This is a genomic window from Marivita sp. NO-S04 (assembly GCF_059070475.1).
This window is the reverse complement of record NZ_CM180980.1, coordinates 513,751-536,251: the sequence shown is the minus strand read 5'-3', so window position 1 is coordinate 536,251 and position 22,501 is coordinate 513,751. Positions and strand designations below refer to the sequence as shown.

Here is a 22,501-nt window from a genome sequence, read left to right as displayed (position 1 = left end):
GTCGTGACCGTTCAATTGCACACACAGGATTGCTGGTATGGCCTTAACGGTCTTAGCAAGCCCAATCGCAGTTTGATGAATTGGTTTCCCAATGTTTGGGATGGGCAGACTGCTGAAATGGCCGGCACCATCCAGCCCATTTTGACCTGCGACACGCGCTATCCAGCCCAGATCCTTTCCCGCCGGCACCCGAAACCACAAGCTATCGCCCTGCATTGTTTGTTGGATGCCCAGCGCTTCGGCGCGACGCCGGGTCAAAACCAATTCGGGATGACCGATTTCCGTCATCGCGACGTAACGGGCGTCTGTGAGGCTTTCGACAAGAGCGACCAACATGTGGCTCTCGCCGTCTTTGAGGATGACCGGGAGCCCCAAGCGAAGGTCACCTTGCATGCGCAACAGGATCTCGATCCCGCGCGGCGCAAGCGGAAGGGGAAAGGGGCTTTCTTCGGGTGGGTCAGACCGCTTTATGGCGGCCGCGGATGAGACAAGCGGGCTTGACGGCATTGGTGACCTGTAATTTCGTTCAGGCATCATAACTTAGAGCGGTTGCAGCGCAGGCAAGGCCTGTGACTGGACGAACGCGCGGGCGCGCTATCTTTTGCCGGGACATTTCGGAAAGGCTGAAGGTATGCAGCGCTGGCTCGGCCTCATGAGATCCCTTGTGATATACCACAATCCTTTGACGGTCGGCGCGTGGCGGCGCTTTTACGCGCAAACCCTGCGTTCCGGTGATCTGGTGTTTGACGTGGGTGCTCATGTTGGTTCGCGGACGCGGGCCATGCGGCGCGTCGGAGCACGGGTGGTCGCCCTTGAGCCGCAACCGCTTTTTGCGCGCTATCTGCGACTGACACTTCCCAAGGACGTGGTTCTGATCGAAGCTGCGGCGGGCAGTGCCGAGGCCATGGCAGAAATGTCCGTGTCCTCGCGCCACCCAACGGTGTCCTCGCTTCAATCAACTTTTGTCGCGGATGCCCACGCAGCGCCCGGTTTCGCCCATGTGCGCTGGGATCAGACGGAAACAGTCAGGATGCTCACGCTTGACAGCCTCATCGCGACGCACGGCGTGCCCGCTTACGTCAAAATAGATGTCGAAGGCTTCGAGCTTGATGTGCTTTCGGGTCTGTCACAAGCAGTACCAATGCTCTCGGTCGAGTATCTTCCCGAGTTCGTGCATCTGACAGAGGCCGTAATCACCCGTATCGAAGAGCTTGGTCCGTACCGGTTCAATCCCGTTGTAGGTGAGCGTTCTGGTTTCCTGTGGTCCGACTGGCGCGATGGGGATGCGTTGCGAGACTGGCTGTGCGCTCTTCCCCCCGACGCGCCATCTGGCGATCTTTTCGCGCGACTGCCCTAACCGCGCAGGGTCTTGGCAAACTCCGGGAACAAAGCAGTTGTGGCTGTGACCACAGTCCCGGTGTCTTCCGGGCGCTCCCCCGCATCCCAACCTTCAACGATTGCACCCGCTGCACGCAAAAGAACCAGACCGGCAGCAATATCCCAAAGTTGCAACCGTCGTTCCCAAAACCCGTCCAGACGGCCAGAGGCCACATAGGCAAGATCAAGTGCTGCAGCGCCCATACGGCGCACTCCCGCACATTTCGGCATCAATCTTGCGATATCTCCAGCATGGTCGTCGATATACGCCATGTTCCCGAACGGGACGCCCGTGCCAAACAGCGCTGAAGACAGGTCTTCTGTTTGTGCCACCACGACAGGCTGTCCATTCAGTTTGGTTCCAGTGCCTTTGCCTGCTGCAAATGTCTCGCCTTTAACCGGATCATGGACAACACCAAGAACGAGATGTCCATCGACCTCCAGCGCAATGGACACGGCCCAATGCCCGATCCCGCGAAGGAAGTTCGTTGTCCCATCAAGCGGGTCGACGATCCATCGTCTCCCAGAACCGGGCGCGGCTCCGGTTTCCTCTCCCAACCAGCCATCATCCGGACGCGCCTTTGCAAAACCATCCCGCAGATGCTGCTCGGCTGAACGATCCGCTTCGGAGACGAAATCACCGGCGCGTTTCGTCGCGATGGTCAGCGCATCACGGGCGGCCCAGTAGCCCAGCAGGATATCCCCAGCCTCATGCGCAAGCGTTGTGGCAAGCGCCATGTCATTCTCAGCGGCCATCTCGGGCATCCTTCGCAATGCGGTTGAGCACATCAGCCACCAGACGCGCTGTGCCATCCCAATTTTGCAGCGCTGCACCTGAAGCTTGCGACGCAGCGGCCATCCGGTCTCGGGTTTCATGCGCATCAAGCACCTGCGCCAGTGCATCGGCAAAAGCCTCGTAATCGTCTGGCGGCACCAAAAGACCTGCTCCGGGTGCGACGGTCTCTGGCACAGCGCCTGTTGCACAGCTGATGATCGGTAGGCCATATGCCATCGCCTCGTCAAAAACGATGCCATAACCTTCGTATCGGGTGGCAAGGGCAAACACGCTGGCCTGCCCGTAAAGCCGTGCCAACTCTTCCCCCGAGACACGGCCTGCAAGACGGACCCTGTTCGACAAATCAAGCTCCTCCACCAGTCGCAAGAGCAGTGACGCGTGATCCGCGTCTAGAGCCGATCCTGCAATTACGGCCTGCCACGGCCTGTCCGCCACTTGGGCCAATGCCCGCAAAAGCACGTCATGGCCCTTGCGCGGGACTTGAATCCCAACTGACAAGATCAACGGGGGTTGCGTCTTGGCAAGCTGACCAAGCGGACGATCCGTGCCGGGACGCGCAACCGTGATACGATCGGAAGGAACATCATAATCCGAAGTGAGCAATCCCGCCGTGTGCGGGCTTGGAACCAGAACATGAGAGGCAAGAGCGAGATTGTCGCGCTCTGTGCGGAACAGTTTGTCACGTCTGTCCTGAGGCAGACCACTTTCATGCGCCAGCGGATGATGGACAAGTGCAACTATGGGCGCCGACATGCCGGTCAAAACGTCATGGTCCATCGCACCCATGGCAAGCCCATCGATGATGACCGGTGCCGCCGGCGGCACCATCGCAAGCTGTTGCGCAGCATTTCGCATGTCTTCTTTCGATGGGTCAGGAAAGCTTGCGCCAAGCGGGATATGTGTGATGTCCCACCCAAGAGCGCGAAGCCCCGACAGCAAGCGCAAATCATAGATATATCCCCCCGTCAGAGTCTGCAGGTCACCTGGAACAGCAAATGCGGCAGTTCGGAGGGGCATGGTCTTTGTGCTCCATAGTCTTGTGGATCAGGGATATGGCCTGTGTTTCCACCGCGACCAGCAAGAGGGATGCTTGATGCTAAGGGCGGACAGGTTTGGTGACGGTCGAGAGTGCGGCAACTACGACCCCAGGAAGGGCTGACAAAAGAACGACAAGGCCAAACGCGACGCTAGCCGCAAAACCCTCGGCTGCGGTTGCACCTGCAAGTGGCAGAAGCATTGCTGCCGCACCCTCGCGCAGCCCCCAGCCACTTACGGTGATCGGGATCAGCATCGTGAACAGGATCAGCGGAACCAAGACCATGGCTGCGGCAGGGGCTAGCATCACGCCAACAGCTGCGGCGCAACAGGCGAAAGTCGCGATATTCAGAACCACCGTGCCAATGCTCAGCAAGACTTGTCGGTGCCGGACTTCGCGAGCCCAGACCGCCCGCCGAAAGTTCGCTATAAAGTTTGCGAGTGCTGTGCCCGTCTTTCCCGGCAGGCTTGGACCTGCGATTGCCACGCCCGTCGCGATCAGGAACGCCGCTCCCAGAGTCACAAAAACCGAAAACTGGAGCGAAGCTGGCAAGTCGAACCCACCCGGAACGGCCCATGTGCCAAAAACTGCAGCACCAAAAAGCAGGACAAGCGCGACCTGCCCCACCAGCCGCTCGAAAAGCACGGCTTGGCCTGAAATCACCAATCCTGCCTGAGCGCGTGCGCGAACAGCCCTGCCCACATCGCCGAGCACACCTCCGGGCAGAAGCTGGTTCACGACCTGAGAAAGATAATATTCCCGGACCGCTTGCTGTTTGGTCAGAACAAGGCCCAGTTGCGCCGCCGTCAGTTGCCAGCGAAGCGCGGAGAGCACAAGCTGCCCAGTCACTGCGACCAAGGCCGCCAAGAGCCAAGCAAGGTCTGCATTGACCAGATGGCCAACCGCACTTTGTCCGTCCGCCACCTGCCACAGCAGAACCAGCAGCCCAATGGCGACAGCAAACTGAAGACAAACGCTCAGGATCCGCCCCATTCGCTAGCCTCTTCCGTCGGGCACAGGGTCGGTGAAACTCTGCAGAATACGGTCCCGTATCTGGTCCATAGGGACCACAGGTGCATCGGGTGACGGAATAAGGCCTTGGGTCAGCCCCCAATCCTTCGCTGCGCGGTCCACCAGATAGTCGGGTCCGATGACATGGATCGGCACATCCGGCCGTTCGTCAAGGGCGACAAACCCAGCAGCCTGATGATCACCCACGACAATCATCAAAGGGGGATTTTCTGCATGAAGCGCGGCGTAGGACAGGACGACCTCCAAGGCATAGTCGATTGCAAGACGGTACTGTGCCCGCACCCGGTCGCGGTCACGCCACACAACGTCCGGCGACTCACCCGCTAACGCCATCGGGTCAAAAATACTGCCGTCACCGATGCTGTCCCACGAAACAAGGTCTGGCACCGGCACCCACGGGGCATGCGAAGTCCCAGTGGCCATCTGTATGAAGACCGGCCTTTCATCGGCGCGTTTGGTCCGCAGAAGTCGGTCCATGGCGGCAAATGTGAACTGGTCGGGCATTGTCACCCAATTGAAACTCAGCCCTTCATATCCAAGGTCCGCAGCGGCAAGAATGGTTTCAAAACCCATGACCGAACTTTCGGGCCAATCAAGCGTGATTTGCGGCATGACCGCCGCCGTGTGAAAGCCCGCCTCGGCAGCAAAGTGATACAGGGTTTTCCGCTCTGATGCCAAAACCGCACCATAGCGCGTCTGGGCGTCGACCCAAAGCCCATTGGCCAAAGTCGCATGTGCGAGCCAGCTTTGCCCGCCTTTGGTTGGCGAGGCCAGAAAACCCGAAGCCATGGACAGCCCTTGCGATTCAAGGTCCTCTTGACCGCGTTCAAGTGTCCGGCGGTGCAGGTCCGAAAACAAAGGCGTATCGAAGCTTGTGCGACCGTAGCTCTCGACGAAAACGACGATGACGTCCCTGTCGATTACAGTCAGCATGCCGCCGATCCCGACAAAAGGATCATTTGCAGCGGCTTCCGAGAATTCCCTCAAGTCGATGAGCGTCGAGCGTATCATCTCAATGCGTTCGATGCCGACCCGCGCGGAAAACGCAGAGCCGGGAATATGGGCAGGAAGGGTCCACCGTCCGAGCGTGTCGCCGACTTCCGCGGCCGCAACTCCAGCCGATAGAAGCGCAGCACTTCCGGTCAGGCCTCGGAAGAGCCGATTTCGGGGCCTCATTGCGGCCCAGACACCCGTCGACCACCAAAGCAATGCAACGACGGCGCAGATCACCACCATCGCAGCAACAAGCGCGAGAACAGCAAGGACAGGTCCAACCGCACCGGTCAACAGTCTTGCGCCTGCCTCAACCAGAGCGAGGTCTGAAACCGGATTAAAACCCCGGGACAAAGCAGAGAACATTGCAAAATCAGCAGCTTTGAGAACAGCGATCAGAACCAAGACCGCGACCAGTATACCGCGCAAAACGTGACCCGCCCGGCTTGCACCGAATGCCATGAGACCCAGAAGGATCGCAGGCCATTCCAAAGGAAAAGCAAGCAGGGCACCCCAAGTCATGGCATCAGGATGATTTGGCTGGATGAGAATAAGGTAGAGGACCGCCGCCGCAACGCAAGGCCGCCAGATCGGGCTGATCATGGGCGCGTCCGCCATAGCCAAAGTACGTCGCGACCAAACGACCAGACGAGCGCGACTGACGCGATCATCAGGATTGCCAACGCCAAGGGACCATCGACAACCGGAGCCTGCAGAACCACTAATGCCATTATCTGGATCACGCACACAATCTTGCGTCCCAGCCTTTCGGGCAGTGGATTCGCCATCCAAGGCCAGATTGCCGAGGCAGCCACAAAAATATACCGAGGCAGACCAAGCAACAGCACAACCGCCCCCACGGCTCCAGACGACCAAGCCAAAAGTGCAAGGACCAATCCAAGCGCTGCATCAACCTCCATGTCGAAGCGTGCGCCGAAATCCGAAACATGACCGCCAAGGCGCGCCAACCATCCGTCAATTCCGTCGAGAGCCAAGGCAATGAGCGCAATGCCAAGCACAATCCATCCAGAAACCGACACGACAAGTGCAGCAACAAGAGTAGATGTAAGCGCCAGCCTTAAAAGCGTAACAAGGTTGCAAAGACCAAGATCACGATGCGGATAGCCGCGTCGCATAAGTGCGGCAGCCAGTGAAACGCCAAAACTCATCGCAGTGAGCGCAACCGCGGCAAACACCGGGCCGACCAATACCCCAGTCAGCACGCACAACAGAAGACCGAGACCCAATGCAGCAAGAACAAACTGACCACCCGCCCCCCGCGTCAACGAAATGAGCGGGGCGTGAAACGAAGCAAAACTGTAAGGCTGCATCCTGCGCACTCAGATGATTGTAGCGTGCAATATCGCCAGTCAAGCCATTGAAGACCCGCTTGAAGTGCAGACGCCTGGACCTACCTCGTGTCAGAGTAAAAAAGGCGGACGGCATGACCCAATCAAGATATACGGGAACGGCGCGCGGATTGCATTGGCTTATGGCTGTGTTCATCCTACTTACCATCCCGGCAGGGTTGATCATGGTGCAGCCCGGGCTCGACCGCAGCCTTCAGAATGGGCTGTTCATCTACCACAAAAACGTAGGCGTATTACTGCTCATTCTAATCGTTGCGCGGCTGGTTTGGCGTCTGAGAAATCCGCCTCCCGCAAAGCCCTCTAGCCTTGCTCCAATTCAGGCCCGCATCGCAGAGTTTACCCACATCGCGATGTACGCTTTGCTGTTTCTGGTCCCGATCGCCGGATATGTGCGTGTCAAAGCAGGCGGCTTTCCAATCGAGAGCCTGGATGCCTTGAGCATTCCATCGCTGGTTCCACGATCAGAGGCGCTGGCTGAGATCGCGAAAACGGTGCATTACGGGGCCGGGCTTTTGTTGATCGCTTTGATAGCGATGCATGTCGGCGCGGCCTTGTTCCATGGCGTGGTGAAGCAAGATGGCATTTTCTCCCGCATGTGGCCACCGGTTGGCGGCGGCACGCGTTAATCAGTGCCGCAGTTGAACCTGATCTGCTGCGGCACAGCGCGACAGCGTCGTGGACGTCCCCAATCGCAAGCTTTTTATTCCGACAAAGGAACCTGACCTAAAAATGTCCGTGGCAGAGATCATTGCGCGCGCCAACTTGACCCAATCCGACAAGCTCGAACGCCCGGGTGTTGGGTGGCTTGTCGCGCAGTTGGTCCTGACGTTGCTTGGTGCAGCCTGCATTTCCACGATCTTCGCAGTAAATCTTGTGGAATGGACAGGCGCGTCCTTGGTCGCTTTGGTGTTGATTGGCCTTGGTGGGATATGGGTTTCCGGCGGAGCAGCCACCTCTGTCTTGGGATTGCTGCAACGGCGGACGGCACCCAACTCGCCGCCCCGAGATTGGCGGCCTCTGGAAAAAACGGCTGTCCTTGTCCTCCTTTGTGGAGAGGATGCACGGCCTTTGGCAAGGTATCTTTCGGGATTGCATCGTGGGTTAAACGGTCAGGGGTGCGATCAGGCGACCAATATCTTTGTGCTGTCCGACACCAGTGACCCCAATAAGATAGACGCAGAAGCATCTGTGCTCGCACCAATTATCGCGTCTGGCACGATCACTTACCGACGACGTGCCAACAACACAGGTCGCAAGCCCGGCAACATCGCTGATTGGTTCACGGCGCACTCTAGCGACTATGGCTTCATGCTCGTTCTAGATGCAGACAGTCGGATGTCTGCATCACGTATCATGAGCTTGATCTACCGTTTGGAGAGTAAACCGCGTCTAGGTCTTTTGCAGGCAGGCATGACTCTATTGCCGGGTCGCAGCCATTTCGGCAGGCATCAACGGGTGGCTTCACGTCTGTTGTCACAGAATTTCGGGCGCGGTCTGGCCGCTTGGTCAGGGGAAGCTGGGAATTACTGGGGCCATAATGCAATCATGCGGATTTCCGCCTTTCGCAGCGCCGAACACCTTCCAGTCCTGTCTGGACCTGCACCCTTTGGTGGACCACCACTAAGCCACGACTTCATAGAAGCAGCTTGGATGCGGCGGGCAGGCTGGGCAATCGAGCTTGATCCAGAAACGTGGGGCAGTGCAGAGGACGGCCCGCAGACCTTGGCAGAATTTCACAAGCGTGACCGCCGCTGGTGCCAAGGCAATCTGCAACATATTCGCCTGATCACCGAGCCAGGCCTAGACGTGGTCAGCAGACTTCACTTGGCCTCTGGCATCGCAAGCTATCTTGCTGCGCCGGTCTGGCTCGCATTGGTGCTACTGGTTGCAACCGGCGCAGTTCGGGTCGAAGGTGCCCTGCCCTACCTTGTGGTCACAGCAATTATTCTTCTCCCAAAGCTTTGCGCACTCAGCCATTGGACGAAGCGTGCCCGGACCTTTGCGCGACGTCGCCTCGTTCTACGAGCAAGCTTCGTCGAACTGCTACTCTCCACGCTGATCGCGCCCCTGATGATGCTTCGGCAAAGCGGGTCGGTCCTGTCCGTCCTCGCTGGTCAGGATTGCGGATGGAAATCGCCAGGTCGCGCGCATCTGCGGATATGGCGCGGTGTGCCCGAAGTTGCCTTCGGCGCTGCACTGGTGGGCTTGGCATTCCTGACGGAGCCAGCTTCATCGGCCCTTTGGCTCTTACCAGTCGCTCTACCGATGTTGAGCGCACCGATCCTGCTTGGCTGGCTTGATCGGGGTGCAAGATGATGAAACGGCGCGGATTTCTGGCATCGTCAGTCGCAGCTTTGACCTTGGGTTCGAAACGCACTTCAGCGCAAGAGGCACCTGACTCCCTGCTCGCCGAAGCCCGCGCCCTTGCCGCATCGGTTTACGTGCCACCTTCAAGCGAGCTACCGCCGCCCTTCGATGGGCTGAGCTATGATGCCTACAGGGGAATACGTCCGGTGCCAGGCAAGGCTGCGATGTTGCCCCTCGGCGCGGACTACGCTGTCGATTTGCTGCCACCAGGTCTATATTTTCCCGACCCGGTCGAAATCGAGCTGCCGACCGAAACAGGTTTCGCGCGGCTGCCAGTGTCGCCGGACCTTTTTTCGTTCGAGCCTCGCTATTTCAATTCAATTCCCGACACATCGCCAGGAGCAGGTTTTTCCGGGCTCCGCCTGCGCTATCCTCTGAACACTGCAGGCGTGCTGGACGAAGTACTTGTCGTGCAAGGAGCCAGCTATTTCCGCGCCATCGGGCAAGCCATGGCCTATGGTCTTTCAGCGCGTGCCGTCGCTATCGGCACCGGTGGACCTGTGCCCGAAGAATTTCCCCGTTTCACCCGGCTGCGCCTTCACGGCGAACAAGACGGGGCCGTCCGTATGGAGGCGGTGATCGACAGCCCGTCTCTTGCGGGACATTTGGACATGACGCTGCGGCCAGGTACAGACACGGTGATGGACCTTACGGTCACTCTTATGCCCCGGCGCGAGATTGCAGATATCGGTGTCGCTCCGCTGACCTCTATGTATCTCAAGGGTCCGATGCGCTCTGCCGTGTCGGACGATTTCCGCCCGCGCGTTCACGACAGCGACGTTCTGGTGATCAAGACAGGTGGTGGCGAGCAGGTCTGGAGACCGATCGCCAATCCCGCGCGCGTTGAAACCTCGGCATTCCTTGACGACAGTCCCGCTGCCTTCGGCTTCTGGCAAACAGCCCGAATGTTCGAAGATTTCGAAGACAGCGAAGCGCGGTATCATGATCGCCCTTCCGCCTTGGTCGAACCTCTGAACAACTGGGGTCCCGGCGCTGTCATGTTGATCGAGATCCCCACCGGCGATGAATTCATGGACAATATCGTTGGCTTCTGGCGACCTTCGGAACCGTTGGCTGCCGGAAGCGAACACAGCTTCGACTATCGGCTGACCTGGACGCGGGGTCCGTCTCCGGTCATCTCATCCATGCCGATCCGCCAAAGCCGAAGCGGGCGCGAACACGACCGTCCGGGCACACGGCGCTTCGTCGTTGATTTTGCAGGCAACGAGGCTGGCTTGTGGCCGGACCTCTCGGCCACCGATGGTGAAATATCCGGGGAAAGCCTGTTCATTTTGCCGGATGATCGCGGGACACGGATGACCTTCCTGCTCACTCCCGGTGACGTCGATACCATCGACTTGCGTCTTGTTTTACGGGACAACACTGGTGCAGCAGCGAGCCCAGTTTGGCTGTATCGCTGGACGCGCGCACGCGACGGGAATGTGTGAAACTACGACTGATGGCTACTGGACCTGTCGCGGTTTGATGCCGTTCCATTGAGGATATTTACGGCAACAAAAGAGACGAACTATGAGACTGAAACGTATGAATGAATTCCGGTAGCTCGCGGTGCCTATGACACTTTGTCTGGAGTACTCTGACTCATTGACGATACGAATTTCGTGGCCACCCGACGTCGCATTTCTACTTCGTAAGGACCTGAAGCAAGTGTCGGCTCACTCAGGTCTGCGGTCGGAATAACATGTCTCGAGATCGTAGTAGTCATTAAAGCCCACAAGGCGACGCAGCTCTTCGAACGGCAAAAGCCCTTTGGGAGGGTGACCGTCACGCAGTGCAGCCAGCGCTTCTTGCATGGCACGCATCGCGGCAGACATCAGGGTCAGCGGATAGGCTGCGTGGTTATAGCCGATCTCGGCCAATTGGTCAGGCGGAAGGATGGGCGTGGCGCCACCCTCGACCATATTTGCCATCTTCCATCCCGGCAGTTCGGAACAGATGCGGCGCATCTCGGCCTCGTAATGCGGGGCTTCGACAAACAGGATGTCGGCACCTGCGGCATGGAATGCCTCGGCGCGGGCCAAGGCTTCGTCCAACCCGTGGCCGTGTCGCGCATCCGTGCGCGCAATGATGAGAATGTCTTGCCCGCTCTCGCGTCGCGCATCATCCGCAGCACGTATGCGATCCACGGCTTCGGCCCGGTCGACGACCAGCTTGCCCTTAGTATGTCCACAGCGCTTGGGGGCGACCTGATCCTCGATCATGACCGCAGCTGCGCCCGCACGGGCATAACCTGCCACGGTGCGGCGCACATTCATTGCGTTGCCATAGCCGGTATCGCCATCCGCCAACACGGGCAGGCGCGTCACCGCGCAGATGTCCCGAACCGCATCGCGCATTTCGCCGTAGGAGATCAGACCGGCATCCGGCGCTCCGATGCGATGGGCTGAGACAGCAAAGCCTGACATGAACATGGCGTCGAACCCGGCATCCTCGATCAGCCGCGCGGACAAGGCATCGCCACAGGCGGGCGTGACCAACAGGCGGCCCGTCTCAAGCCGTGCCCGAAGCCGTGCAGCAGCGGTTTGTTGCGGGGTGGTGGTCATAGAACCCGTGGCAGCCATAGCGCGATATCCTCGAACCAGTAGATGATAAAGACAGTCGCCAGCATCATTGCGACAAAGGGCGCGGCACCGCGCGCGACCTCGCCAAGGCTGGCACGACCAATGGCTTGAATGACGTAGAGGTTCAACCCAACAGGCGGGGTGATCAGCGCACATTCAACCATCAGCACAAAGAAGATGCCAAACCAGATCGGGTCGATATCTAAGGCCATGACAGCACCGGCCAGAACAGGCATCATGATCAGCATCATCGACAGCGCTTCCATGAACAGCCCCATGATCAGCAGCGCGATGCCGACGGCGATGATGAACAGACCCATTGTGTCGATGTTGGACGTGATAAAGGCCGAGACATCCTGCGGGATGCGCCAAAGCGCGATGGCCTTGCCGAAGACCTTTGCACACCCGACGATCAGCAAGATCGCCGCCGATGCGCGAAGGCCGTCCATGACCGCCTCCTTTAGCCCAGCCATATCTAGGCTGCGCAGCACCACGAAAGTCAGAAACAACGCGCCCAGAAAGCCGATGGCAGACGCTTCAGTCGGCGTGAACCAACCCGCATAAATTCCCGTGATGACCAATCCGGCCAGCGCAATGGTCGGCAGCGCGCGGAGGCCAGTTCTGCGGCGCTCGGCCCAATCGGCTTTTGGCGATGCGGTGTATTGCGACGAGAACCGCGCGTAGAGCATCGAATAGCCAATAAAGAGGGCCATCAACAAAAGGCCTGGTCCAATCCCGGCCATGAAAAGATCAAGGATCGAGGATTCAGTGATCACCCCGTAGACGATCAGAATGATCGACGGCGGGATCAGAATGCCAAGAGTGCCCCCGGCTGCGAGCAACCCGAACACGAAAGGACGCGGATAGCCGCGCTTTGTCATCTCGGGAATGGCAACCGACCCGATGGTGCCCGCAGTTGCAACCGACGAGCCAGAGATGGCCGAAAACAACCCGCATGAAATCACTGTCGCGACGGCCAACCCACCGGGCCAATGTCCGACCCAGGCCTGCACCGCTGAAAAAAGGTCGCGTCCGACTCCACCGCGCAGCAGGATGTTCGACATCAACAGGAACAGCGGCACCGCGATCAGGATGAAACTGTCCAATGAGGACAAAAGTCCAGTCGCTGCGATGCGTGGGGCAAAATCCCCGAGGATGAGCAACGCAACGCCAAGCCCGCCCAAGGCAAAGGCCACGGGCACTCCGATCAGCAGCAGCACGAAAAGTGCCAAAAGAATGGATATAACTGTCACGTGGGATTATTCCGGTGCATGAGCGTCGGCAGGGAGCGGCGCGCCAAGCGCGCAGCGGATGAATTCGATAATGGCTTGAATGCCCAGAAGGGCAAATGCCAGCGGGACCGCAGACTGGGCCCACCAGGCCGGGATGTCGAGCATACTGCCCGAGGACCGACCGCGCTCGAACGAATTAAGAGGTGCGTCTTTGCCGTACCAGACCAACACCCAGCAGAACGCAACCACGAAGGCCAGCGCCGCAAGACGCGCCGCACGCTGTGCACTCGGTCCCATCAACGCGGTCAGCGCCGTTACGCGGATGTGCTGGTTGTGGCGCAGCAAGGCTGGACCTGCGAGTAGGGTCGCAAAGATGAACAGAAGGCGAGACAGTTCCTCGGCCCAGATCGTTGGCGCGTTGAAAAAGTAGCGCGCCACCACCTCAAAGCCGAGCATCAGCCCAATGGTAAAGTAGGCCCAGCCGCAAAGCTGGGCCAACCGATCGGCAAGCCAATCGAAAAAAGAAGCGACTGACTGCATTGCGGTCAGAATTGCTCTGCAGCGTCAAGCAGTTGACGGCCCAGATCACCGGACTCGGCCAGCCAAGCGTCGATCGTGGGTGCAGAGGCTTCCTTCCACCGGGCGATTTCTTCGTCCGACGGATAGTAGACGGTCATGCCATTGGCTTCGGCCTGCTTGAATGCATCGGCTTCGAATTCCGACATGTAATCGCGAACCGCAGATTCGGCGTTGCGGGCAGCGGTTGTCAGAACTGTGCGCTGTTCTTCGGTCAGGCCTTCCCAGACATCTTCATTGATCACGACGATGAATTCGATATCCGCGTTGTTCACGACAGTGATGGCGTCCATCACTTCCCAGAGCTTGCGCGAGACAACACCAGACACACCCGTCATGCCGATATCGACCGTGCCCCGCTGATAGGCCAGAAACTGTTCAGAGCCGGAAATCAGCGTCGGTGCGCCGCCGAGAACGCTGACCCATTCACCCAGCCACTTGCCGAACACGCGGGCTTTCTTGCCCTCCATGTCCTCGGGGCCACGCAGGGGTTCGTCCTTGCTCAGCAGAACCGAGCCACCATACGCCTGCCACCACAGAACGTGTGATCCGGTTTCGCGGATTGCCGCATCAAGCGGTTCGCGTACGGGCGAGCCGGGAGCCACTGCCGCGCGGACCTTTGCCTCGGTGTTCAGAACAAAGGGCATGTAAAATATATCAACAGCCGGGATTTCACCGACATATCGGGTCAGCGAAGCAACGCCCATTTCAATCTCGCCTGCGCCAACCGCTTCGGGCACTTCGTTGTCGCGGTAGAGCTGCGCACTGTCATAGATCTCGACGGTGATATCGGAATTGGCCTCAACCTCTTCCTTGAACATGAGCAGGTTCTGGCCAAGATGGCTTGCAAGCGGCAGCTGCAAGGTAATGCGCAAAGTCGTCTCTGCGAATGCGGGGCTGACGTACAGCATGGCCGCAGCGGCAAGACCGCCTAGCAGATGTTTCATGGTTTCCTCCTCCCAAAGGTCTTTTCTTTTTTCCGATTGCGCCGCACCTCCCCGTACGACGAGCGACCAAACAATCAACAGCTTCACTCCTCTGTCAAGAGTTCTGTCGCAAACTTTCCGACTATTCAGCTTGGCCATCCCGTTGGCACACATGTCCTGTGAGTGCCTTTAAACGCTGAAAGCCACAATTTCCTTATCCGGCAAATTGGCCCTGTTGCGCAAAATGCGCAGTTTTCGATCCAAGCAGAGGTCGTTTGTGCGAAGGCAAACGACATGCGCTGCGATTTCGGTTTGGCCGTTCGCTTGATCGTCCTTGCGGTCTGGTCGTGTGTCTACTGCATTCATTGCGCCATCTGGAACGCGACCACCGGAGCTATCGCCTGCAACAAGGAGTTCACTGGGCTATTAGACCAGTTCCAGGTCGTCGCGTCTTGCGTGCCGTACGTGTTGATCGCCGACATCCTGCTGCAATGGCGGGACCCGCGACGACGCACCAAACCGGCTTGAGGCCCTGTCCGCGTAGTTCGGCTCGGCCCAGTTTGGGGGTTCTGATTTGCATCAGAAAACTGGACGTAGTGTCCCTTCCTTAAGAAGGATCGGACACCCCAATCGGGTTGCCCACAGCCTCGATATCGCGTCCAGCGGCAAGCAGGATGTCCTCGCGGTACCGGGGGCCGATAAGCTGAACGCCCACGGGGCGGCCCTTCTCATTCCCGGTCGCGACAGCAAGCCCTGGCATACCGAGTGTCGGAAGCGCGCGCTGCGTCAGCTGCGCTTCGAACACACGGGCAAAGCTCTCCTTAGATTGGACGTCGATCTGTTGGTCGAAGGGTAGTTCGCCCGAAACCGGGCATAGGAGTACGGGATAGGTTTCTTGGAACACCTGCCACTCGCGCACGAGGGCTGCACGGGCCTGCAGCGCCTGCATCAGCGATGTGAAACCGACCTCGCCCGCATCCTCGGACATGCATTCAAAAACAAACTGCGAGTCCGCTTCATCTTCGCGCGCCAATAGGTCAGCGGCACCAAACTGTGTTTCGGCCATCCAGAGACAGGCATTGATCGCCGCAGCCCGGCGCATAGGTGGACACGCCACCTCTTCCACGATCCATCCCGCATCCTTGAGCCGGGCAGCTGCATCCTGCAAGGCGGCGGCCACTTCGCCACATACCGGCATGCCATCGGGCGCAAGAGCAAGCGCCACCCGCTTTGGGAAATCCATGCTGGTCGCTGGTGCAGGCACGTACCACGGGTCTCTTGGATCGGGCGCCGACATGGCGGCCAATGCGATATCGAGATCGTCGATGCTCCGGGCCAGCGGCCCCGACACCGCCATGAGCTGGGCGCCGATAAATCGGTCTGGCGCACTGGAGTTATAGGCAGGCACGCGGCCCGTGGTTGGACGCAGCCCGTGCAAGCCACAGGCATAGGCGGGATACCGAATGGACCCGGCGATATCGGTGCCATGCCCAATGGCGCAGATCCCTGCTGCAACCGCAGCAGCGGCTCCCCCCGAAGACCCACCAGGAGTGATCTCGCGGTTCCTCGGGTTCAGGGTCTGACCATGCAAGGCGTTATTCGTAAACCAGCGCAGAGAAAATGCAGGCGTGTTCGTCCGGCCCAGAATGATACCCCCTGCCCTGCGGATGTTGGACACCACTGGACTGTCGTCAGACGCAACAACATTCGCCTGTATTCGCAGGCCGTTGGTCGTGGCATGGCCTTTCTGGTCGACATTGACCTTGATCGTCACAGGAACACCACAAAGCACTCCGGGGTCCTCATCCCTGCGGAGGGCGGCATCAACCAGCCGGGCCGCGTCAAGTGCCTCTTCGGGAAACTCCTGTACCACCGCATTTATGGCCGGATTCACGGCTGTCAGCCGATCAAGATGCGCCTGCGTCACCTCGACAGCAGACACCCTACGCGCCTTAACATGCTCCGCGATTTGGGTCGCCGTCCATTCCCAGATTTCTGCCATAGCTCCTCCAGTGGAACACCCAGTTGTTTCAGGAAAGTGGCAGGCCCTTTGGTCTTTGTCGATTGGATTGTCTTATGAAGCTTCAGGCGAACCGGCGACGTGTTCTCATCGTCTACCGATTTCAACTGGTCATCTATCACCAAAGACAGGCCCACAGTCACTCAGCACTGGGCGGGAAAAGCCCCGTCGCTTTCAAACGAAAGGTGGCTAAACGCGCACTTGGGGCTGCACGAAACCGCGACAGGTCCAATCAATGTACACGGCGCGACGATCTCGTTTTCCCAAAGCAGAATTTGATCAGCCCCGCAGCACTTTGTCAGGGGGCGCTGGTGGAATCTATTCCTGAGATTTTTGACCCGCGCCGAGAGAGATCAAGAGTACAATTGTCCGATCCTTGCGCTGCTGTTTGTTGAAAAAGACCGTTACGCTTACCGATTCATGGTTGCTGCGATGCGGCGTACTCACCATGGTACGGTTAAGGAGTGCCTTCATGTCAATCACCGCAAGCATCTACCATCTGACGCATTACAAGTATGATCGTCCGGTCACGATGAGCCCGCAATCGATCCGCCTGCGCCCAGCGCCACATTCGCGTACGCGGGTCATATCGCACAGCTTACGCGTTTCGCCGGCAAATCATTTCGTCAATCATCAACAAGACCCGTACGGCAACTGGCTTGCGCGGTTCGTGTTCCCCGAGCCGGTGCGCGAGTTCAAAATCGAAGTCGACTTGGTCGCGGATATGTCCGTCTACAATCCGTTCGATTTCTTTGTCGAAGACAGCGCAAAGGACTTTCCGTTCCGGTATGATGACGACATCGCACCAGACCTGAGCATCTATCTGCAGCGCGATGCCGTTGGCCCTCTGCTCGAGCAATTCCTCAAGACCATCTCGCGCGAGCCAATGGTGACGATCGACTTTCTCGTCGGGCTGAACATGCGTTTGGCAAATGAAATCGGCTACGAAATTCGCATGGAGCCAGGAGTTCAGACCGCTGAAACCACGCTTGGGCGTGCCGCCGGATCGTGTCGCGATTCCAGCTGGCTGCTGGTCCAAGTGCTTCGAAACTTGGGTATCGCCGCACGATTTGTGTCCGGGTACCTGATCCAGTTGAAACCTGACCTCGTGGCGCTCGATGGTCCAGCCGGGACGGACAAGGATTTCACTGACCTGCACGCTTGGGTCGAGGTGTACCTACCCGGCGCGGGCTGGGTTGGCCTTGATCCGACATCCGGGCTGCTTGCTGGCGAAAGCCACATCCCTCTGGCAGCCACACCGCATTATCGCCATGCGGCCCCGATTTCGGGCGCCGCAAGCATGGCGGAGGTCGATTTTTCTTTCCACATGCAGGTGACGCGCACCGCCGAGCATCCGCGTATTACGAAACCTTTTTCGGATGACGCTTGGGATGCTTTGAACAAACTCGGTCAAGCTGTCGACAAACGGCTTGAAGCGGGTGACGTGCGGTTGACCATGGGCGGTGAGCCGACCTTCGTTTCGATTGATGATTTCGAAAGCGCTGAGTGGAATTCGGACGCTGTCGGCCCTGCAAAGCGCGGGCTTGCCGACAAGCTGATGCGCCGCCTGCAGGGCCGGTTCTCGACCGGTGGGCTTTTGCACTATGGTCAGGGCAAATGGTATCCGGGTGAAACCCTGCCGCGTTGGACCTTTTCACTTTATTGGAGGAAGGACGGCCAACCGATTTGGCACAATCCGGACCTATTGGCGAAAGAGGACACACATGAAGATGTTGGTCCAGATGACGCACACGCACTTTTGTCTGCCATTGCAGCCGGTCTTGAGGTGCCGACACAAAACGTGCTGCCAGCTTTCGAAGACCCCGCCGAGTGGATCATCAAGGAAGGCAACTTGCCCGCAAATGTGACGCCGGAAAACTCCAAACTGGCAGATCCGGAAGAGCGCGCACGTATCGCCAAAGTGTTTGAGCGCGGTCTGACAACCCCAGCGGGATACGTTTTGCCGGTGCAGCGCTGGCAAGCCCGTGCATCAAGCCGATGGATGTCGGAAGTATGGGAATTGCGCCGGGGTAAGGTGTATCTGGTGGCGGGTGACAGCCCCGTAGGCTACCGACTACCGCTTGGGACATTGCCGCATATCCCCGAAAGCGATTATCCTTTCATTGTCCCCCAAGATCCGACAGAGCCCCGCGAACAGCTCCCGCACCCGGCGAACCCGGATCAACCTGTCGCACAACGTACCCAAGCCAGTGCAGGGCAGGAACAGGTCGAACAAACCCTTGGTGATCTCAGTGGACGCGTGCGCACTGCTATCTCGGTTGAACCGCGCGACGGTCGGCTCTGCGTGTTCATGCCCCCTGTGGAAAAGCTCGAAGACTATCTTGAGCTGATCGCAGCCGTTGAGGCAGCAGCCAAATCCCTGGGCCGCAAAGTCCTGATCGAAGGGTATGCCCCGCCACACGATCCACGTGTCGAGGTGATGCGCATCGCCCCGGATCCCGGTGTGATCGAGGTGAATATTCATCCAGCCGCAAGTTGGGAAGCCTGTGTGGACACCACCGAAGCGGTGTATGAAGAAGCACGCCAATGCCGTCTTGGCGCCGATAAGTTCATGACAGATGGACGGCATACCGGCACCGGTGGCGGTAACCATGTTGTTGTCGGCGGGGCGACACCGAATGACAGCCCGTTCTTACGACGCCCCGATCTGCTGAAAAGCCTGATCCTGTTCTGGCAGCGTCATCCAAGTCTGTCATATTTATTCGCTGGCACATTTGTTGGTCCTACGTCGCAAGCACCGCGCATCGACGAGGCACGCCATGACGGGCTATATGAACTGGAAATTGCGCTGGATCAGATCTGGCCTCCAACGGAGGCCACTCCTCCGCCGCCATGGTTGACGGACCGTCTGCTGCGTAACGCGCTGATTGATGTGACGGGGAACACACACCGCACTGAGATTTGCATCGACAAGTTGTTCTCTCCCGATGGACCAACTGGGCGGCTCGGCCTTGTAGAGTTTCGCGGTTTCGAGATGCCGCCCAACCCGCGCATGAGCCTTGCGCAGCAATTGTTGCTGCGGGCGATCATTGCACGCTGCTGGGACGATCCGATCAGCGGCAATCTCACCCGTTGGGGCACCACTCTGCATGACCGGTTCATGCTGCCTGCCTTCATCTGGGAGGATTTCCTTGAGGTGCTTGGGGACCTTCGTGCCCATGACATGGCCTTTGACCCCGACTGGTTCAAAGCACAGGCTGAATTCCGCTTTCCCTTCTGCGGAGAGGTCACTTATGAAGGTATCACGCTTGAACTGCGGCAAGCTCTAGAGCCGTGGCACGTTATGGGCGAAACGGGTGCGATTGGCGGCACTGTGCGCTATACCGACAGCTCGACCGAGCGCCTCCAGGTCACGCTGACCGGGGCCAACCCCGATCGCTACACCGTTACTGCGAACCGCCGGACCGTTCCCCTGACGCCTACGGCCTCCAACGGAACCAAGGTCGGCGGAGTGCGTTACAAGGCGTGGAAACCAGCAATGTCGCTGCATCCGGTTCTAGAGGTGGACGCGCCACTGACGTTTGATATCTTCGATACGTGGACGGGTAAGGCGCTGGGCGGGTGCCGGTATCATGTGGCCCACCCCGGCGGGCGCAATTTTGAAACCTTCCCCGTAAATGGAAACGAGGCAGAGGCGCGGCGGTTGAGCAGATTTGAAAAAATGGGGCATAGCGCCGGAACACAGCCTCCGACTCCCGAGCGGCCGCATCCTGAGTTTCCTATGACGCTGGACCTGCGCCGCAGGGCGGGCTTGTAGGCAATGCAATCACCCCAGCCTTTCACAAGCGGACAAATCGGGCATGAGCTGCTCGCGTCCTATTGTGCGCAAGGTGCAATGCTAAATGACGAAATGCTGCGTCCAGATGGGACGGTCAAACCCGTCTGGGCATCTTTCTTTGACCATCTTAGCCGCCTCTCGCCCGATGAGCTGGGCAAACGTTTTTTGCGCGGGGACCAGTATCTGCGTGACGCTGGCGTCCTGTACCGCCAGTACGACGAGACCTTGTCGACAGAACGCGAATGGCCGCTCAGCCACATTCCTGTAATCATCGGCGAAGACGAATGGCAGGTCATTTCCGACGGACTGATAGAACGAGCGGATCTGCTGGAATACATCTTTCAGGATTTTTACAGCGACAATACGTTGGTGGCCTCGGGTCAATTGCCTGCAAAACTGCTAAGTCGGAATCCCGCTTGGCTGCGCCCCATGGTCGGGGTCAGTAAGCAAGGCGGGCATCTTCTGAATACCCTGTCGTTTGAAATTGGGCGTGGCCCCGATGGGAAGTGGTGGGTGATCAGTGATTTGATTGAGGCTCCTTCTTCTGTTGGGTTTGCCGTTGAAAACCGGATAGCGATGAGCCGCGTGTTTCCAAACTTCTTTGCTGGCGCGAATATCCATAGGTTGGCGGGGTACTTTCAGGAATTTCAGCAAACATTGATGAATATGCGCGGACGCAGCTCCGGTGAAGTCGCGTTGCTGTCGCCGGGGCCGATGAATCAAAACTACCCCGAACACTCCTATCTGGCACGCTATTTGGGGCTTCTGCTTGTCGAAGGCGAAGACCTGATCGTGCAGGACGGCAAAGCAATGGTGCGCACGGTCGGCGGATTGAAACCCATAGCTCTGCTTTGGAACCGACTGCCAAGCACAATGTTCGACCCGCTTGAGTTGGACTCATCATCCATGCTGGGTGCAGCAGGATTGGTCGAGGCAATCCGCACTGGCACTCTCAGGACGGTGAACATGGTCGGAGCGGGCGTGCTTGAGACGCGCGCGCTGATGGCCTTTATCCCAAAAATCGCGCGGGCTCGTTTGGGACGCGGTCTCGCACTACCCAACATTGCGACATGGTGGTGCGGCCAAGACAGCCAACGTGATCACGTCATCGCCAACATCGAACGGATGATGGTCGGAGACGCTTTTTCGACAGCACCACTGATGGCTGACCCTCGGACAAGAGATTTCAGCGAAATTAGCGACGTTTCATATCCACAGCACTTAGCAAATAAGATCAAGACCAGCGGGCATAACCTTGTTGGGCAAGAAGCCGTGACCTTGTCGACGACCCCGGCCTGGGATGATGGCAAGATGGTCGCCCGCCCCATGTGTATCCGCATCTCCATGGTCCGCACTGAAGAAGGCTGGGCCGTGATGCCGGGTGGCTACGCACGGATCAGCGCTGGTGATGATGCCAAAGCGCTTGCAATGCAGCGAGGCGGCAAGGTGGCAGATGTCTGGGTCACGAGTCCAAGGCAGGTCAAGACGCCAAGCCTTTTGTCGGTATCCCCAACAGCCATACCACACAGTCTGCCCCATGCACTCCTCCCCAGTCGCGCTGCTGATAACCTGTTTTGGCTAGGGCGCTACGTGGAACGCTCTGAACAGAACATGCGGCTATTCAGGGCGTATTTCGCGCGGATATGCGATGGTGTTGATCATTCGGACATCATACCGACTTTTATCCGCGACCAATTGATGGCTGGTGTAGAGCCAAAAGCGTCTGCTATCGCCGCACGCTTTGGCGAACCATTGGAACTAGCACTGCAAGCGGCGTCTCGGATCAGTGACCGTTTTTCGCCCGATGGGATGATGGCACTGCGTGGGCTTGTTCAAGACGCAAAGATGCTTGATCGACAGCATGTCCAGCTTGAGGACACGCCAGTTCAGATCAGCCGCCTGTTGCGCCAGGTCACAGGGTTTGCAGGTCTTGTGCATGAAAACATGTACCGCTCTGATGGATGGCGGTTCCTGAGCATTGGCACCTCTCTTGAGCGTGCAGCGAACATGTGTGACCTGCTGGCCGCTTGCCTGTCAACCGAACCATCAAGCGGCGCTTTGGATCTTGCCTTGGAAATCGGGGACAGCGTTGTATCACATCGCACCCGGTTCCAAATTGCCGCGAACGCCAGATCGGTCACTGATCTATTGGCGCTAGACCCAAGCAATCCACGTGCGGTCCGCTATCACATCACACGCACCAAAGAACATATCGCTAAACTTCCCACCCAACAAGAAGACCACCATATGAGCCACGTGGCGCGTCAGGTTTTGCTGCTCGAAACACAACTGGCGACCAGCGAACCTGAAGCAATATCATCCAAGGGGCTGAACCGGCTCAAACAAGACATTTGGTCCATTTCCGACACGCTCAACAAATATCATCTGGCTTGAC

The 22,501-nt window shown here is 58.4% G+C and carries 17 protein-coding genes; 7 read left to right on the top strand and 10 right to left on the bottom strand.

The window, feature by feature from the left end:
* Nucleotides 1–3 precede the first annotated feature (3 nt).
* Nucleotides 4–486, top strand: coding sequence for a hypothetical protein (locus tag ACK3EW_RS02780; protein WP_493808357.1), 483 nt, complete (start codon nt 4–6; stop codon nt 484–486).
* 178 nt (nt 487–664) lie between these two features.
* Nucleotides 665–1,357 carry an FkbM family methyltransferase gene (locus tag ACK3EW_RS02775; protein ID WP_493808356.1) on the top strand — a complete coding sequence of 231 codons (693 nt, stop codon included), beginning with the start codon at nt 665–667 and terminating at the stop codon, nt 1,355–1,357.
* On the opposite strand, the gene ACK3EW_RS02770 is transcribed toward ACK3EW_RS02775, so the two are convergent.
* From ACK3EW_RS02770 to ACK3EW_RS02750, 5 genes are all read right to left on the bottom strand, one after another.
* The gene (locus tag ACK3EW_RS02770; RefSeq protein WP_493808355.1) at nt 1,354–2,133 is read right to left on the bottom strand and encodes an inositol monophosphatase family protein; all 780 of its coding nucleotides are present in this window, start codon (nt 2,131–2,133) and stop codon (nt 1,354–1,356) included. The two genes, ACK3EW_RS02775 and ACK3EW_RS02770, sit on opposite strands and share 4 nt — an antisense overlap.
* Entirely contained in the window at nt 2,123–3,190 is a 1,068-nt protein-coding gene (locus ACK3EW_RS02765) for a glycosyltransferase family 4 protein (protein ID WP_493808354.1), read from the bottom strand. The genes ACK3EW_RS02770 and ACK3EW_RS02765 overlap by 11 nt, the downstream gene beginning before the upstream one ends.
* Before the next feature lie 79 nt (nt 3,191–3,269).
* Nucleotides 3,270–4,202 (bottom strand): lysylphosphatidylglycerol synthase transmembrane domain-containing protein, encoded by a 933-nt coding sequence (locus ACK3EW_RS02760; RefSeq protein ID WP_493808353.1) that lies wholly within the window; start codon nt 4,200–4,202, stop codon nt 3,270–3,272.
* 3 nt (nt 4,203–4,205) lie between these two features.
* Nucleotides 4,206–5,837 (bottom strand): sulfatase-like hydrolase/transferase, encoded by a 1,632-nt coding sequence (locus tag ACK3EW_RS02755; protein ID WP_493808352.1) that lies wholly within the window; start codon nt 5,835–5,837, stop codon nt 4,206–4,208.
* Nucleotides 5,834–6,565 (bottom strand): CDP-alcohol phosphatidyltransferase family protein, encoded by a 732-nt coding sequence (locus tag ACK3EW_RS02750; protein WP_493808351.1) that lies wholly within the window; start codon nt 6,563–6,565, stop codon nt 5,834–5,836. The genes ACK3EW_RS02755 and ACK3EW_RS02750 overlap by 4 nt, the downstream gene beginning before the upstream one ends.
* Before the next feature lie 113 nt (nt 6,566–6,678).
* Here ACK3EW_RS02750 and ACK3EW_RS02745 point away from each other — a divergent pair, with 113 nt between their 5' ends.
* The 3 genes from ACK3EW_RS02745 (at nt 6,679) to ACK3EW_RS02735 (ending at nt 10,419) form a co-directional block, all read left to right on the top strand.
* Nucleotides 6,679–7,230 (top strand): cytochrome b, encoded by a 552-nt coding sequence (locus ACK3EW_RS02745; RefSeq protein WP_493808350.1) that lies wholly within the window; start codon nt 6,679–6,681, stop codon nt 7,228–7,230.
* Between the two features lie 103 nt (nt 7,231–7,333).
* Nucleotides 7,334–8,920 carry a glucans biosynthesis glucosyltransferase MdoH gene (gene mdoH, locus ACK3EW_RS02740; RefSeq protein WP_493808349.1) on the top strand — a complete coding sequence of 529 codons (1,587 nt, stop codon included), beginning with the start codon at nt 7,334–7,336 and terminating at the stop codon, nt 8,918–8,920.
* A complete protein-coding gene (locus tag ACK3EW_RS02735) occupies nt 8,917–10,419 on the top strand; it encodes an OpgD/OpgG family glucan biosynthesis protein (protein WP_493808348.1) in 1,503 nt (500 codons plus the stop codon). The genes mdoH and ACK3EW_RS02735 overlap by 4 nt, the downstream gene beginning before the upstream one ends.
* A 228-nt stretch (nt 10,420–10,647) precedes the next feature.
* Here ACK3EW_RS02735 and ACK3EW_RS02730 read toward each other — a convergent pair whose 3' ends face one another.
* The 5 genes from ACK3EW_RS02730 to ACK3EW_RS02710 all read right to left on the bottom strand — a co-directional run bounded on the left by ACK3EW_RS02730 (nt 10,648) and on the right by ACK3EW_RS02710 (nt 16,289).
* Nucleotides 10,648–11,553 carry an isocitrate lyase/PEP mutase family protein gene (locus tag ACK3EW_RS02730; protein WP_493808347.1) on the bottom strand — a complete coding sequence of 302 codons (906 nt, stop codon included), beginning with the start codon at nt 11,551–11,553 and terminating at the stop codon, nt 10,648–10,650.
* Nucleotides 11,532–12,806: a TRAP transporter large permease gene (locus ACK3EW_RS02725; protein ID WP_493808346.1), complete on the bottom strand. Its 1,275-nt coding sequence runs from the start codon at nt 12,804–12,806 to the stop codon at nt 11,532–11,534. Before ACK3EW_RS02725 ends, ACK3EW_RS02730 begins: the two co-directional genes overlap by 22 nt.
* Nucleotides 12,807–12,812: 6 nt before the next feature.
* A complete protein-coding gene (locus tag ACK3EW_RS02720; protein ID WP_493808345.1) occupies nt 12,813–13,325 on the bottom strand; it encodes a TRAP transporter small permease subunit in 513 nt (170 codons plus the stop codon).
* A 5-nt stretch (nt 13,326–13,330) separates the two neighbouring features.
* On the bottom strand, nt 13,331–14,308 hold the full coding sequence (locus tag ACK3EW_RS02715; protein ID WP_493808344.1) for a TRAP transporter substrate-binding protein: 978 nt from the start codon (nt 14,306–14,308) through the stop codon (nt 13,331–13,333).
* A 586-nt stretch (nt 14,309–14,894) separates the two neighbouring features.
* Nucleotides 14,895–16,289: an amidase family protein gene (locus ACK3EW_RS02710; RefSeq protein WP_493808343.1), complete on the bottom strand. Its 1,395-nt coding sequence runs from the start codon at nt 16,287–16,289 to the stop codon at nt 14,895–14,897.
* A 490-nt stretch (nt 16,290–16,779) separates the two neighbouring features.
* Here ACK3EW_RS02710 and ACK3EW_RS02705 point away from each other — a divergent pair, with 490 nt between their 5' ends.
* Both ACK3EW_RS02705 and ACK3EW_RS02700 read left to right on the top strand, forming a co-directional pair.
* Nucleotides 16,780–20,085: a transglutaminase family protein gene (locus ACK3EW_RS02705; RefSeq protein ID WP_493808342.1), complete on the top strand. Its 3,306-nt coding sequence runs from the start codon at nt 16,780–16,782 to the stop codon at nt 20,083–20,085.
* A gap of 78 nt (nt 20,086–20,163) precedes the next feature.
* A complete protein-coding gene (locus tag ACK3EW_RS02700; protein WP_493808341.1) occupies nt 20,164–22,500 on the top strand; it encodes a circularly permuted type 2 ATP-grasp protein in 2,337 nt (778 codons plus the stop codon).
* The last annotated feature ends 1 nt before the right edge of the window (nt 22,501 follow it).

Bases quoted from the DNA above. Each gene is read 5' to 3' on its own strand.
- ACK3EW_RS02770 (WP_493808355.1), bottom strand. From the start codon at position 2,133: ATGGCCGCTGAGAATGACATGGCGCTTGCCACAACGCTTGCGCATGAG.
- ACK3EW_RS02765 (WP_493808354.1), bottom strand. From the start codon at position 3,190: ATGCCCCTCCGAACTGCCGCATTTGCTGTTCCAGGTGACCTGCAGACT.
- ACK3EW_RS02760 (WP_493808353.1), bottom strand. From the start codon at position 4,202: ATGGGGCGGATCCTGAGCGTTTGTCTTCAGTTTGCTGTCGCCATTGGG.
- ACK3EW_RS02755 (WP_493808352.1), bottom strand. From the start codon at position 5,837: ATGATCAGCCCGATCTGGCGGCCTTGCGTTGCGGCGGCGGTCCTCTAC.
- ACK3EW_RS02750 (WP_493808351.1), bottom strand. From the start codon at position 6,565: ATGCAGCCTTACAGTTTTGCTTCGTTTCACGCCCCGCTCATTTCGTTG.
- ACK3EW_RS02745 (WP_493808350.1), top strand. From the start codon at position 6,679: ATGACCCAATCAAGATATACGGGAACGGCGCGCGGATTGCATTGGCTT.
- mdoH (WP_493808349.1), top strand. From the start codon at position 7,334: ATGTCCGTGGCAGAGATCATTGCGCGCGCCAACTTGACCCAATCCGAC.
- ACK3EW_RS02735 (WP_493808348.1), top strand. From the start codon at position 8,917: ATGATGAAACGGCGCGGATTTCTGGCATCGTCAGTCGCAGCTTTGACC.
- ACK3EW_RS02730 (WP_493808347.1), bottom strand. From the start codon at position 11,553: ATGGCTGCCACGGGTTCTATGACCACCACCCCGCAACAAACCGCTGCT.
- ACK3EW_RS02720 (WP_493808345.1), bottom strand. From the start codon at position 13,325: ATGCAGTCAGTCGCTTCTTTTTTCGATTGGCTTGCCGATCGGTTGGCC.
- ACK3EW_RS02715 (WP_493808344.1), bottom strand. From the start codon at position 14,308: ATGAAACATCTGCTAGGCGGTCTTGCCGCTGCGGCCATGCTGTACGTC.
- ACK3EW_RS02710 (WP_493808343.1), bottom strand. From the start codon at position 16,289: ATGGCAGAAATCTGGGAATGGACGGCGACCCAAATCGCGGAGCATGTT.
- ACK3EW_RS02705 (WP_493808342.1), top strand. From the start codon at position 16,780: ATGTCAATCACCGCAAGCATCTACCATCTGACGCATTACAAGTATGAT.
- ACK3EW_RS02700 (WP_493808341.1), top strand. From the start codon at position 20,164: ATGCTAAATGACGAAATGCTGCGTCCAGATGGGACGGTCAAACCCGTC.